Raw genomic sequence first — 12343 nt, 5'->3', positions numbered from 1 at the left:
GGATCGATTGTTCGCGTTGCCCGCCGAGACCCGAGTCAACACCGGGCACGGAGACGGAACGAGTATCGGGGACGAGTCCCCGCACCTCGAAGAATGGATCGCCCGCGGGAATTGAGGTTCGATGTTTCGCAGCACAGTGTCAGCCATGCCCAGCTTGGGAGAAGTCTCTCCCGGCTGCCGGGGCGAGTCAGCCGGGGTTTGTCGGTGGCCCGAAGTAGGGTCCTGTCCGTGATCATCGTGAGTACGGACGGCTCTTGTCTGCGTAACCCCGGCGGAGCAATCGGGTGGGCGTGGGTCAATCACACGGGTCCGAGCAACTCCGGCGGCGAGCCCTCGGGCACCAACCAGGTAGCCGAGCTCCGCGCCTTGCTCGAGGCAGTGCTGGCCCACCCCGGCCCGGAGCCGTTGCTGATCGAATCGGACTCTCAGTACGCCATCAAGTGCGCGTCGGAGTGGCTGGCAGGCTGGAAGCGCAAGGGGTGGAAGACCGCGGGCGGCACTCCCGTGCGCAACCTCGATCTGGTGCAGAGCATCGAGCGAGCCATCACCGAACGCGAAGGGCCGGTGCGATTCCGGTGGGTTCGCGGCCACGTCGGCAATCACTTCAACGAAGCAGCCGACGCGCTGGCGGGCGAAGCCGCCCGTGCCATCGCGGCCGCCGGAGCGAACGCGGTGCCTGCACCGACCGAGGCCCGCAGCGGACCCGTTGCACAGAAGGCATCCGTTCCCGCTGCGCCGCGCCCGTCCGAACCGGAGATCGCCACCCTGTTCTGACGGCCGAGCCGCGCGCACGTTCCGGATCAGCCGCGGGGTCTCATCCGCGCGTTGGGTAGTTCCGGTGCGTGCAACCTGGGCCCGGGGTAGCCCTCCACGGTGCCGAACTGACCGTTCTCGGCCTCGTACGCGGCCCGATACTCCACCACGTCCTCGTGGCTGCGGCCGACGAAGTTCCACCACATGACTATCTGTTCACCGAACGGCGGACCGCCCAACAGGAGGAATCGAACCGATTCGCGGGCGGGATTGTGGAGCTGCATCGACCGGTGCCCGGGTTCGAGGTAGCCGAGTTCGGCAGCGCCCAGATCGGTCTCGTTCAGCGTCACCGATCCTTGGTCGACGACAACTCCGTGTTCGTAGGACTCGTCGATCTCGACGCTGACCCGCGCCCCGGCGTCGAGCACGATCTCTGCTCCGAGCAGTGGCGTGTACGTCGACACCGGCGAGGTCTCGCCCAGAAGCGATCCGAGAAACACCCGAGCGGTCAGGCCGGGCCGGGAGATCGAATCGGGAACGTAGTGCTCGAAAGTCGGTGCAACGAAACGAGATACGGCGGGCAGTGCCACCCACAGCTGCATCCCGTGCAGGATGTCGGTGTCGGGTGTCGACACCTCGGAGTGGCTGATGCCCTGCCCGGCCGTCATCAGGTTGAGCTCCCCGGGCCGCACCATCGCATGAGATCCGACGCTGTCGCGATGCTCGATTTCACCGGAGAACAGCCAGCTGACCGTCTGCAGGCCGGTGTGCGGGTGCGGCGCGACGTCCATGCGCGAATGCTCGGGCCCGTAGTGGTCTGCGAAACACCATGCGCCGATGAGGGATCGGTCCTTGTGCGGCAGGGTGCGGCGCACCTTCATGGCACGAGGGCCGCCGAGTGGAACCTCGCGTGGGGTGAGGACCTGGATCATCAGTGCTCCCGAATGTCGGTCTGGGCGAGTCTGAGCTTGGTGCACAGACTGTCGAGTGTCCTGAGCTCGTCGGTGTTCAATGCATCGCCGACGTAGCGCCTGATGCGGGCGGCGTGTTTGCGTCCGATCGAGGCCTGCAGGTCTGATCCCGCGTCCGTCAGGCAGATCACGGTCCCGCGTTTGTCCGACGGATCATGCTCTCGGACAACGTAACCCATTGCTTCGAGTCGGTCGCACATCCGGCTCAGCGACGGTTGGCTGAGCAGAATCTCGTCGTTGAGTCGACGCAGTCGGAGTCTGCGGTCCGGGCTGGTGCTCAGGGTGAACAGCACGTCGTACTCGCGCATACCGATCGGATCCCAGATGTCGTCGGCGGCGAACCGGCGCATCAGGGAAACCTGGGAGCGAAAGAGCGACTCCCAGGCATTCACCGCCACCTCCGTGTCAGACGGCAACTGCTGGTTCCTTCGCAGCGGCCGCGGCCTTCTCTGCCAGCATCGAGGCGTGGGTCGGAGGATTCTCCGGAACGCCGGCCGGGCGTCGGGCAGCGAATTCCTTGCGCAGTACCGGTACGACGTCCTCGCCGAGGATGTCGAGTTGCTCGAGCACTGTCTTCAGCGGCAGGCCGGCGTGGTCCATCAGGAACAGCTGACGCTGGTAATCGCCGAAGTAGTCTGCGAATGCGAGCGTCTTCTCGATGACCTGCTGCGGAGATCCGACGGTCAGCGGAGTCTGCTCGGTGAACTCCTCCATCGTGGGGCCGTGGCCGTAGACGGGTGCGTTGTCGAAGTACGGCCGGAATTCGTTCACCGCGTCCTGGCTGTTCTTGCGCATGAACACCTGACCGCCGAGACCGACGATGGCCTGGTCGGCGCGGCCGTGGCCGTAGTGCTCGTAGCGTTCCCGGTAGAGATCGATGAGCTGGATGTAGTGCTCTTTCGGCCAGAAGATGTTGTTCGCGAAGAAGCCGTCACCGTGGTAGGCGGCGATTTCTGCGATCTCCGGGCTACGGATCGACCCGTGCCAGACGAACGGCGCGATGTCGTCGAGCGGACGGGGAGTGGACGTGAACCGGTCGAGTGGCGTCCGGAAGTTTCCCTTCCACGTGACGACGTCCTCGGTCCACAGGCGTCGCAGCAGCTGGTAGTTCTCCAGAGCCAATGGGATGCCCTGACGGATGTCCTGTCCGAACCACGGGTAGACCGGGCCGGTGTTGCCGCGACCCATGATGAGGTCGACGCGTCCCTCGGACAGATGCTGGAGCATCGCGTAGTCCTCGGCGATCTTCACCGGGTCGTTCGTCGTGATCAGCGTCGTCGACGTCGACAGGATCAACTTCTCGGTGGTGGCCGCGATGTAGCCGAGCATGGTCGTCGGTGACGAGGGTACGAACGGCGGATTGTGATGCTCGCCGGTCGCGAAAACATCCAGACCAACGTCCTCGGCATGCTTGGCGATGGTGACCATCGATCGAATGCGCTCGTGCTCGGAGGGCGTCGTCCCGGTGGTGGGGTCGGTGGTGACATCTCCGACGGTGAAGATTCCGAACTGCATGGCGTGCTCCTACCCGAACGACAAGTTCATGCGTTTGCATTGACTATGCCGTACAACCGGGGTGCGGTCCGGGTTATTTCCGCGGCGGTCACTGCACGAGCGACGCGGTTCCGGTGAGCAACCGCACGTCGTACGACTCGGTCGGGCCGTGCTGCTCGGTGGTTCCGCCGTGCACGGTGTACAGCACTGCGTACGAGGTGAACGTGACGTCCTGGCCGTCGTCCGTATCGATGTTGACGCGGGGCAGAACGACGAGCAGGTGGGTCCGGTTACCGTCCGAGAGGGTTTCGACGACGCTCCGCACCTCGAATCCCAGATCGGATCGGGTGACGTCGGTGGATTCCAGCGTCTCTCCACTGAGGACGAGCTGCGCCGCCCACACTCCGGCGGAGCGATGGGCGTCGACGGTTCCGGTGAGGTCGTCACCGCTGAAGTCGTAGTGGTTCGCTGCTGTGAAAGGCATGGTCACAGGCTATGCCTCGGTCGGTGATAAAACTTCGAAAGAATTTCCCATCCGCTACCCATCCACCCGGCGACGGGCCCCGAATGGTCAATGAGACACCCGCTACTGCTGTCGCCCCCGACCGCCGTCAGTAGTGGGTGTCTCCCTTTGTTTTGCAGTGGCTCCGTCGCATGGGTTTCAACGACACCGGTGACAGAGTCCCTTACCCCCTTGCTCCCCAGGAGCACGAAGTTGTGATGACCAAACTGCGTGCTGCGCGACCGTAGGCCCGTATTCGAGTTCGTTGGATGCACCGACGTGCCGCAGTTCGAATCGAGCGCGCGTCTAGGATTCGGAGATGCCGGCATCCAAGACCGAACTGTCCGCCGAACTTCGAGCGCTGCTGGGGCGAGACCGTCGCGATCTTGCTGCGGCACTGCTCACCTCCGCCTTCACGCCGGTCCTGGACGACATGTATCCGTGGGTGACCGGATCTCGGCTGGGTGAGGCACTCGCCCGAGACGCCGGAATCCGAGTCAGTAACTGGTCGTGGAGCATCGGCCGCAATCCCGACGCCACTCTCGCGCGGCTGATTCTCGAGCTCGTTCTGCTGTGGGAAGGAGCCGGCCTGGCGTGCCGTGGGCTCGCGCTCGACGGTAACGAGGTCGTTCTCCTAGCTCGCGGTGAAGAGCTACTGCGAGCCGGGGATCCTGACTCTGTCCGCCGCGCACTCGCGTGACCGAGAGCCCAGTTCGCTCAGTCGACTGATCAATCTGTCGGTGTCGAGTCCGGTGCATCCGACGGCGAATTCGGTCAGCGGCACCGCGCTGTGGAATTCGGTACGCACATCGCGGTCGTACAGGACATCTACGAGATTCGCGAAGCGCTGAGCCGCGAAGTCGTCCACGCTCGCGAGAGCCGGAATGTCGGTGATCGTCAGCTGCGGTGCTTTCTGGACCATCTCGAGGTAATCGCCCGTCGAGCGGGCAGCACAGCACAGCTCGGCAAACGTCCGACCACCCGAGACGGGCTCCACGGTCCATGTCCCCGAGGCGAAGCGCGATCCACTGGCGCCGGCGGCGCGGTAATCGACGGGGCCGCCGACACGGACTACGTCGAGGCACCGTTTCAGCTTCTCGATGGTCGGGACGAACGCCGGGTGGAACAGCGGATTCGGCAGCAATTCGTCGGGCGCGTAGTTCGAGGTGACGACCAGGACGACGCCACGGGCAAAGAGTGCGTCGAGCATGCGCGTGATGAGGCGGGCGTCTCCGATGTCGTGGACGTGAAATTCGTCGAAGCACAGCAGTGCCGCCGGAGCCGATCCTGTCGACAGGACATCGTCGATGGCTGCGTCGATGGAAAACCCGTGGCGAAAGTACGCCGCGTGGAGATCGCGGAAGAAGCTGTGGAAGTGCACGCGTTTCTTCGCAGTGGTGTCGGCCGCGGCGAAGTAGCTGTCCAGCAGCCAGGTCTTGCCGCGCCCGACCGGTCCCCACAGGTAGACACCTCTGTCGCCGGGGGTCGACAGCGTGTCTGCCGCTGCGGCCTGGGCGTCGTCGAGCGTGAAGGCAGCGTCGAAGACGTGTCGCGATGCGGTCGGCCTCATGTCACGAACCGTACGCCCCGCGACTCTACATTTGTAGAGTGCGTGTGTAGGGTCACTGCTGTGGACCGCCGCACCGCCATCGCCGACGCCGCACTGGGTGTCATCGCCCGAGACGGCTTGCGCGTGTTGACGCACCGGTCGATCGATTCGGCGCTGGACTTTCCGGCAGGGTCCACGTCGTACTACTTCCGCACCAAGGCAGATCTGCTCGACGCCGTGGCTACCCGCCTGATCGAGCTCTCGCGGGCATCGTTTCTGGAGATTCTCGGAACAGAAACCGATGTTGCGACGGTGATCGCTCGCTATCTCGACGCTGCGATCACCCATCGCATGGTCGAGCTCCGGGCTCGCTACGCGCTGATGCTCGATCCTGCGGTCCCGGCCGACATCAGGGCCGACTTGGCCCGTTCGTTCTTCTCACTCGAACGGGCCAGAGAACTGTTCGACGATCCAGCCCACGGAGACGGCTTGGTCTCGCTGTGCGAAGGACTGATGGTCGACGCGATATTCGGCCGTGGCACCGCGAAAGGTGCTGCGGGACTACGGCTTCCGATATCGGTCTATCTCGCCGGGATTGCGTCTCAGAACGGGTAGCCGACTCCGGTGAGTTTCTCGCTGGCGTCCCACAGCTGGGCTGCGAGTGCGGGATCCTGGGCCATCTTGGTCATGCTCGCCGGGCCCGGCTTGCCGCGGGACTCGAACAGTGATGTGGGACCGCTGTAGGTGCCGCCGCCTGCGACGTCGACCGCATAGAGCGTGGGAAGCGCTCCGGCGCGGGCAGACTGAGAGATGAACTTGAGTCCGATGGGTGCCAGGGTCGCCAGGATCTTGTTGCTGCCCAGACCATCCGGGCTCGAGTAGAGCTCGGTCGACGAGATGCCGGGGTGTGCAGCATTGCTGGTGACCTTGGATCCGGCCTTGTCGATCCGACGCTGCAGTTCCAGCGCGAACAGGATGTTCGCGAGCTTGGAGTTCGCGTATCCGCGTTGCGCGTTGTAGCCACGCTCGAGCTGGAGGTCGTCGAAGTCGAGCTTGGGGCGCTGACGGTGCGCGACCGAGGCGACGGTCGTGATCTTCGCGTCGGCGGCGAGCTTGGGGAACAGCAATCCGGTCAGCGCGAAATGACCGAGGTGGTTGGTGCCGATCTGGAGCTCGAAACCATCCTTCGTTTCGGTTCGCTTCGCCGGCATCATGACGCCCGCATTGTTGATCAGAATGTCGATCGATTCGGGAGCCGACTCGGCGTAATTGCGGACCGAACCGAGATCGGCCAGGTCGAGGGTGGCCGTGTCGACAGTTCCGTTCGGGGCCTCTGCGCGGATCTTCGCCGCTGCGGCGTCGGCCTTGTCCTGGTTGCGGCAGGCAAGCGTCACGTGATCGCCGCGCTTGGCCAGCTCCAAAGCTGTGTAGTAGCCGATACCGGTATTCGCTCCGGTGATGACAACGCGTTTCTGCTTGGTTTCGGGCACGGCAACAGGCTACCGGTCTGTTTTAGAATGCGCCGGTGAGTACAACAGAACCCGTTTTTCCGACGGGGATCGGAAACCCCGCGATGCGGGCATTGCGAGCTGCGGGATATACCTGTCTCGACGACCTGGCCGGGGTGCCCGCTGCTGAGCTCGCGTCACTGCACGGAGTCGGACCGAAGGCAGTGAGGATCGTTCAGGAAGCGCTCGAGCGCACCGGCAGGTCACTGAGCTGAACGGTCACGTCCAATGTCCGGGACGGGTCAACGACTCGGGTAACTGTGTCGATCGGTCACCGAGTGCCGCGTTGATCTGAAACTGAGTGGCGAAGATCGTCTTGCGCAGATCCGCACCGCGGAGATCGGCACCGCGAAAATCGGCCCCGATCAGGTCAGCCCAGCGCAAGTCGACACCGCGCAGATTCGCCCCGATCAGGTACGTACCCCGCAAGCTCGCACCGCGAAGGTCCGCACCGGCCAGCTTGGCCCCGATCATGTCGCGTCCTCGGTAGTTCTTCTTCTTGCCCGACACCTCTGCGCGCACCAGATCGCTTGCATCGAGCAGCACCTCGTTGATCCGCGAGCGCAGTACTGAGACGTCGACCGACAGCAGGCTCTCCGAAGTCCCCGACGTCAGAGCGTCCAGCTCGTCGTATTCGCGGGTAAGCCGGCTGTGCAGGGATGCGGTCGATATCCGGCCACGTGCATCTGCCAGGTACCAGAGCAACTCGTGCAAATCCCGCATGATCGGGAACACCGCGAACATCTCCGACGAGTTCGACGGCGTTTCTCGCCAGTCCCGTCCTGCGAACGTCGATTGCGACACTTTCTGCCCCGCACCGAAACAGTCGTACACCGTGCATCCGGGAAAGCCCTTCTCCCGAAGCGACGAGTGGATGCCGCAGCGCGAGTCCTTCTGGAGTTTGCGGCACGGTTCCCCGGCGGCTTTGTCGACAGCGAAATCCGACGACTTGGCGAAGGGCAGAGCAACGCAACAGAGTCCGAAGCAGCTGCCGCAATCGGCGAGCAGATTTTCGGGTGGGCTCATGTGCTCACTCTGTCCTTCGGGCGGCCGCAGCGTCAAACGAGAATCGTCACTCCGGACGTCGGAGGAGTGCGACGAGCTTCTTCGGGGCCCGGGTGCAGTAGCTCTCCGTGATCAACTCGCCGAGTTCCGTTCGATCCACCGACTCGTCGAGCAGCATGCCGATGATCTCGGGTCCCCAGCCGGGAGCGAAGAAGCCATCCCGCTTCGACAATGCGTCGAGTTCTGTTCCTCGGGAACGCAATACGAGGACGTGAGCCGGGCCGTCGGTCCCCGCCGCTGTTGCGAATGCCGGAGGAGTGCCGTCCATAATGTCGAGGACGTGGGCGAAGGTGCGCCCGCGTACCCGCCATCGGGTACCGACCCACGCCTGCTCCTCGTAGGTCTCGGGCAACGCCAGACACATCTGTCGGACCTCGGGTTCCCAGTTCATTCGACTCCCTGTGACACATGCCGGGCTACAGTATTTCAGCGCGGGGCAGTTGGGCGCAGGCACTTGGAGGAGGCTCCATCCATGGTGAGACCCGAGTACGACGAGGTCGTGTCCGGTCTGCGCGGGGCCGGCTGCGTGTTCGCCGAAGAAGAAGCCGACATTCTGATCGAATCTGCATCGGACAGCGACGATCTCGCCGCCATGCTCGGTCGCCGCGTCGCCGGGGAACCGCTCGAGCACATCGTCGGCTGGGTGTGGTTCTGTGGTCGACGCGTCGCCGTCGAACCGGGGGTCTTCGTGCCCCGTCGTAGAACCGAATTCCTGGTGAATTGCGCTGCAGCACTGAGGCCGTCGCGACTGCTGGACATGTGTTGCGGATCCGGTGCGGTCGGGCTGTCGGTCGGTGGCGTCACCGAATTACATGCCGCCGATCTCGACGAGGCGGCCGTGGAATGCGCCACGCGCAACCTGGCTGCCGTCGGGGGCACGGTGCACCGCGGCGATCTGTACGACGCCTTACCACCGGAGTTGCTCGGCTCCTTCGATGCGATAGTGGTCAACGCGCCGTACGTCCCGACGGCCCACATCGAACTGATGCCGCGGGAAGCGCGATTGCACGAGCCACGCATCGCGCTCGACGGCGGCGAAGACGGTGCCCGGTTCCACCGTCTCGTGGCCGAGGGGGCACCTGCATGGTTGGCCCCCGGCGGTCACTTGCTGATCGAAAGCAGTGCAGCACTGGCTGATTCGACTCTGCGGGCAGTGCGCGACTGCGGATTCCACGCGCGGGTGAGCACATCGGACGAGTTCGACGCGGTGGTCGTGATCGCTTCGCGTACGTGACGAGACGAGTGCCATACACGGCCGGTTTCGGAGGCGCGTTTCGATTGTGCGTTTCGACTGGGGCGTTTCGTGGCATTCCCGAACGGATCCCGATAGAGAAAAGAGGCTGTTCGACCATGACTACTTTGCTGTTCGCGGTAACCGCTGCCGACCATTGGACCCTGAACGACGGAAGCAAGCACCCCACCGGGTACTGGGCCGAGGAGCTCGTCGAGTCCCATCGCACATTCGTCGAGGCCGGGTGGGACATCACGGTGGCGACGCCGGGTGGCAAGGCTCCGGTCGTCGACGAGGGCAGCCTGGCCGTCGACGCGAACGGCGGCGACGAGCAGAAGGTGGCGGACCAGAAGAGCTACCTGGCCTCGATCGAGTCGATCCTGTCCTCGCCCGCGAAGCTGGAAGACCAGAAGGCCTCCGACTTCGACGTCGTGTTCGTCCCCGGCGGCCACGGGCCCATGGAGGATCTCGCCGTCTCGACCAGCTTCGGTGCCCTCGTGGTCGACTTCCTCGACGCGAACAAGGTGGTCTCGGCGGTGTGCCACGCACCGGCGGCCCTCCTGCCTGCCGTCCGTACCGACGGCTCCTGGGCTTTCGACGGGTACGAGCTCACCGGCTTCACCGACGAGGAAGAGACCCAGGCCGGGCTCGCCGACAAGGCCCCATGGCTCCTCGAGACCCGGCTGCGTGAGAACGGTGCCAAGTTCGAGAACGCCGACGCCTGGTCGCCGCATGTGGTCGTCGACCGCAACCTCTACACGGGCCAGAACCCCGCATCGACGCGTCCTCTCGCGGAGAAGCTGGTCAGCGCCCTGAAGTAAAACGCCGTGGACGGTCGGTGTTCTGCCCACGGAGAACATCGACCGCTCGGGGAACATCACTACTCCTTTCGAAGTTGAGCCCCTATAGCTCAATCCTTTGGAGGAGAAGTGACCGAAACCGTTCGTGTCCCAGTACTGTTCCTGACCGACCCGATCGTCCTGCCCGGGATGGTGGTGCCCGTCGAACTCGACGAGGCCGCACGCGCCGCCGTCGACGCAGCGACGGCGAGCAACGACGGCACGCTGCTCGTCGCTCCCCGACTCGAAGATCGGTACGCCGCTTACGGCGTCCTCGCCACCATCGTGCAGATGGGACGGTTGGCTGACGGTCGCCCGGCCGCCGTCATCAAGGCAACTCGTCGTGCGCACATCGGCCACGGGGTCAGTGGCCCCGGGGCGGCCCTGTGGGTCGAGGCCGAACCCGTCGCCGATACGACCCCGAACGACGACCTCAAAGCGCGTGCAGCCGAATACAAGCAACTCGTCGTCGCGATGCTGCAGCGCCGCGACGCGTGGCAGGTGATCGATTCGGTCAACAAGCTCACCGACCCCGGTGCGATTGCCGATACCGCGGGCTACGCGTCGTACCTGACCGACCTACAGAAGCGTGACCTGCTCGAAAACCCCGATGTGGCAGCGCGATTGAACTCGCTCATCGAGTGGACCAAGGCTCACTTGGCCGAGGTCGAGGTGAACGACAAGATCTCCGGCGACGTCCGAGAGGGCATGGAGAAGACGCAGAAGGAGTTCCTCCTGCGCCAGCAGCTCGCCGCTATCCGAAAAGAACTGGGCGAGGACGAACCCGACGGTGCGGATGATTACCGCGGCCGCGTCGAGGCTGCGGACCTGCCCGAGAAGGTGCGCGAACAGGCGCTCCGTGAAGTGGGCAAGTTGGAGCGGGCCAGTGATCAGAGCCCCGAGTCGGGGTGGATCCGCACGTGGCTCGACACCGTGCTGGACCTGCCGTGGAACAACACCACGACCGACAACACCGACATCGATTCGGCGCGAGCCATTCTCGATGCCGACCACCACGGCCTCGACGACGTGAAGGACCGCATCGTCGAATATCTGGCCGTTCGCGCACGGCGCTCCGAGCGGGGTATGCAGTCCGTCGGCGGACGCGGCTCCGGTGCCGTCATGGTGCTCGCCGGACCTCCCGGCGTCGGTAAGACCTCGTTGGGCGAATCGGTAGCCCGTGCTCTCGGTCGTACCTTCGTCCGGGTCGCCCTCGGTGGGGTTCGCGACGAGGCCGAGATCCGCGGCCACCGTCGCACCTACGTCGGCGCACTGCCGGGCCGCATCGTGCGGGCGATCGGCGAGGCGGGATCGATGAATCCCGTTGTGCTGCTGGACGAGATCGACAAGGTCGGTTCGGACTACCGCGGTGATCCCAGCGCCGCACTGCTCGAGGTGCTGGACCCGGCGCAGAACCACACGTTCCGCGACCATTACCTCGATCTGGATCTCGACCTGTCCGACGTCGTGTTCCTTGCCACCGCCAACGTGATCGATCAGATTCCCGGCCCACTGCTCGATCGCATGGAGCTGGTGACCATTGATGGATACACCGAGGACGACAAGGTCGTCATCGCTCGGAACTACCTGCTTCCGCGTCAGATGGAGAGGGCGGCAGTCACATCCGACGAGGTGACCGTCACCGACGCCGCACTGCGCAAGATCGCTGCCGACTACACCCGTGAGCCCGGGGTGCGGCAACTCGAACGCTTGCTGGCCAAGGCCCTACGTAAGGTGGCGACGAAACTAGCAGGCACCACGGACGTGCTCGAGATCGACGAGCCGGATCTGGTGACCTACCTCGGTCGTCCGCGCTTCACCCCCGAGGCGCACGAGCGAACCGAAGTGCCCGGTGTCGCAACGGGTCTGGCAGTGACCGGGCTCGGCGGCGACGTGCTGTTCATCGAGGCGGCCTCCACCGAGGGCGATGCGGGCCTCACGCTCACCGGCCAGCTCGGCGACGTGATGAAGGAGTCGGCGCAGATCGCGCTGTCCTACGTGCGAGCGCACGCAGCTCGATTCGGCGTCACTGCCGAGTCACTGGATCGCAGTATCCATGTGCACGTTCCGGCCGGGGCAGTGCCCAAGGACGGTCCTTCGGCGGGCGTGACGATGGTGACGGCCCTGGTGTCGATGGCCACCGGACGTCCGGTGCGGTCGGACGTGGGAATGACCGGAGAGGTGACGCTCAACGGACGTGTGCTGCCGATCGGTGGAGTCAAGCAGAAGCTGCTGGCGGCTCAGCGCGCCGGGCTGAAGACGGTGTTCATTCCGGCACGCAACGAACCCGATCTGGACGACGTCCCTGCGGAGGTCCTGGAGGCGTTGGACGTTCGGCCGATGACCGACGTGGCCGACATCCTGGCGCTCGCGCTGGAACCGGCGGAAGCTGCCGCGGCCGCGTGAGGTGACGGCGACCGTTCTCGGGCTC

General features: G+C 64.8%; 15 protein-coding genes and 1 pseudogene. 8 read left to right on the top strand and 8 right to left on the bottom strand.

Going from position 1 to position 12343, the window contains the following annotated elements:
• Together CH281_RS27215 and CH281_RS05080 are read left to right on the top strand one after the other, a co-directional pair.
• Nucleotides 1-115, top strand: a pseudogene (locus tag CH281_RS27215) (MBL fold metallo-hydrolase); the annotation flags it as partial.
• 113 nt (nucleotides 116-228) lie between these two features.
• Nucleotides 229-774 carry a ribonuclease H family protein gene (locus tag CH281_RS05080; RefSeq protein ID WP_032382323.1) on the top strand — a complete coding sequence of 182 codons (546 nt, stop codon included), beginning with the start codon at nucleotides 229-231 and terminating at the stop codon, nucleotides 772-774.
• A gap of 26 nt (nucleotides 775-800) precedes the next feature.
• Here CH281_RS05080 and CH281_RS05075 read toward each other — a convergent pair whose 3' ends face one another.
• From CH281_RS05075 to CH281_RS05060, 4 genes are all read right to left on the bottom strand, one after another.
• Nucleotides 801-1685, bottom strand: a complete 885-nt coding sequence (locus tag CH281_RS05075; protein ID WP_094693230.1) for a pirin family protein — start codon at nucleotides 1683-1685, stop codon at nucleotides 801-803.
• Nucleotides 1685-2140: a MarR family winged helix-turn-helix transcriptional regulator gene (locus CH281_RS05070; protein ID WP_032367902.1), complete on the bottom strand. Its 456-nt coding sequence runs from the start codon at nucleotides 2138-2140 to the stop codon at nucleotides 1685-1687. The genes CH281_RS05075 and CH281_RS05070 overlap by 1 nt, the downstream gene beginning before the upstream one ends.
• A complete protein-coding gene (locus CH281_RS05065) occupies nucleotides 2130-3239 on the bottom strand; it encodes an LLM class flavin-dependent oxidoreductase (protein ID WP_027495220.1) in 1110 nt (369 codons plus the stop codon). Before CH281_RS05065 ends, CH281_RS05070 begins: the two co-directional genes overlap by 11 nt.
• 88 nt (nucleotides 3240-3327) lie before the next feature.
• Nucleotides 3328-3702: a hypothetical protein gene (locus CH281_RS05060; protein WP_094698424.1), complete on the bottom strand. Its 375-nt coding sequence runs from the start codon at nucleotides 3700-3702 to the stop codon at nucleotides 3328-3330.
• Between the two features lie 337 nt (nucleotides 3703-4039).
• Between CH281_RS05060 and CH281_RS05055 the strand changes: the two genes are divergently transcribed.
• On the top strand, nucleotides 4040-4420 hold the full coding sequence (locus CH281_RS05055) for a hypothetical protein (protein WP_032369575.1): 381 nt from the start codon (nucleotides 4040-4042) through the stop codon (nucleotides 4418-4420).
• On the opposite strand, the gene zapE is transcribed toward CH281_RS05055, so the two are convergent.
• Nucleotides 4373-5290, bottom strand: coding sequence for a cell division protein ZapE (gene zapE / locus CH281_RS05050; RefSeq protein ID WP_094693228.1), 918 nt, complete (start codon nucleotides 5288-5290; stop codon nucleotides 4373-4375). The two genes, CH281_RS05055 and zapE, sit on opposite strands and share 48 nt — an antisense overlap.
• A gap of 60 nt (nucleotides 5291-5350) precedes the next feature.
• On the opposite strand from zapE, the gene CH281_RS05045 reads away from it, so the two are divergent.
• Entirely contained in the window at nucleotides 5351-5884 is a 534-nt protein-coding gene (locus CH281_RS05045; protein WP_256983361.1) for a TetR/AcrR family transcriptional regulator, read from the top strand.
• Here the strand turns inward: CH281_RS05045 and CH281_RS05040 are convergent.
• Nucleotides 5872-6759, bottom strand: a complete 888-nt coding sequence (locus CH281_RS05040) for an oxidoreductase (protein ID WP_094693224.1) — start codon at nucleotides 6757-6759, stop codon at nucleotides 5872-5874. The genes CH281_RS05045 and CH281_RS05040 overlap by 13 nt on opposite strands.
• 35 nt (nucleotides 6760-6794) lie before the next feature.
• Between CH281_RS05040 and CH281_RS26540 the strand changes: the two genes are divergently transcribed.
• Entirely contained in the window at nucleotides 6795-6992 is a 198-nt protein-coding gene (locus CH281_RS26540; RefSeq protein WP_370878648.1) for a helix-hairpin-helix domain-containing protein, read from the top strand.
• A gap of 4 nt (nucleotides 6993-6996) precedes the next feature.
• Here CH281_RS26540 and CH281_RS05035 read toward each other — a convergent pair whose 3' ends face one another.
• Both CH281_RS05035 and CH281_RS05030 read right to left on the bottom strand, forming a co-directional pair.
• Entirely contained in the window at nucleotides 6997-7803 is an 807-nt protein-coding gene (locus CH281_RS05035) for a pentapeptide repeat-containing protein (protein ID WP_094693222.1), read from the bottom strand.
• Between the two features lie 46 nt (nucleotides 7804-7849).
• Nucleotides 7850-8233, bottom strand: coding sequence for an MmcQ/YjbR family DNA-binding protein (locus CH281_RS05030; protein WP_094693220.1), 384 nt, complete (start codon nucleotides 8231-8233; stop codon nucleotides 7850-7852).
• A gap of 81 nt (nucleotides 8234-8314) precedes the next feature.
• Between CH281_RS05030 and CH281_RS05025 the strand changes: the two genes are divergently transcribed.
• The 3 genes from CH281_RS05025 to lon all read left to right on the top strand — a co-directional run bounded on the left by CH281_RS05025 (nucleotide 8315) and on the right by lon (nucleotide 12318).
• Entirely contained in the window at nucleotides 8315-9076 is a 762-nt protein-coding gene (locus CH281_RS05025; protein WP_094693218.1) for a putative protein N(5)-glutamine methyltransferase, read from the top strand.
• 116 nt (nucleotides 9077-9192) lie between these two features.
• A complete protein-coding gene (locus tag CH281_RS05020; RefSeq protein WP_027495228.1) occupies nucleotides 9193-9894 on the top strand; it encodes a type 1 glutamine amidotransferase domain-containing protein in 702 nt (233 codons plus the stop codon).
• Between the two features lie 108 nt (nucleotides 9895-10002).
• Entirely contained in the window at nucleotides 10003-12318 is a 2316-nt protein-coding gene (lon, locus tag CH281_RS05015) for an endopeptidase La (protein WP_094693216.1), read from the top strand.
• The last annotated feature ends 25 nt before the right edge of the window (nucleotides 12319-12343 follow it).

Source organism: Rhodococcus sp. 06-221-2, assembly GCF_002258365.1.
Classification (GTDB): domain Bacteria; phylum Actinomycetota; class Actinomycetes; order Mycobacteriales; family Mycobacteriaceae; genus Rhodococcoides; species Rhodococcoides fascians.
This window is presented reverse-complemented; position numbering and strand designations above follow the sequence as displayed.

What these genes read in the sequence shown, in the direction of transcription:
- CH281_RS05060 (WP_094698424.1), bottom strand. Translation starts at nt 3,702, where the DNA reads ATGCCTTTCACAGCAGCGAACCACTACGACTTCAGCGGTGACGACCTC.
- CH281_RS05055 (WP_032369575.1), top strand. Translation starts at nt 4,040, where the DNA reads ATGCCGGCATCCAAGACCGAACTGTCCGCCGAACTTCGAGCGCTGCTG.
- CH281_RS05075 (WP_094693230.1), bottom strand. Translation starts at nt 1,685, where the DNA reads ATGATCCAGGTCCTCACCCCACGCGAGGTTCCACTCGGCGGCCCTCGT.
- CH281_RS05020 (WP_027495228.1), top strand. Translation starts at nt 9,193, where the DNA reads ATGACTACTTTGCTGTTCGCGGTAACCGCTGCCGACCATTGGACCCTG.
- CH281_RS05025 (WP_094693218.1), top strand. Translation starts at nt 8,315, where the DNA reads ATGGTGAGACCCGAGTACGACGAGGTCGTGTCCGGTCTGCGCGGGGCC.
- CH281_RS05035 (WP_094693222.1), bottom strand. Translation starts at nt 7,803, where the DNA reads ATGAGCCCACCCGAAAATCTGCTCGCCGATTGCGGCAGCTGCTTCGGA.
- zapE (WP_094693228.1), bottom strand. Translation starts at nt 5,290, where the DNA reads ATGAGGCCGACCGCATCGCGACACGTCTTCGACGCTGCCTTCACGCTC.
- CH281_RS05065 (WP_027495220.1), bottom strand. Translation starts at nt 3,239, where the DNA reads ATGCAGTTCGGAATCTTCACCGTCGGAGATGTCACCACCGACCCCACC.
- CH281_RS05030 (WP_094693220.1), bottom strand. Translation starts at nt 8,233, where the DNA reads ATGAACTGGGAACCCGAGGTCCGACAGATGTGTCTGGCGTTGCCCGAG.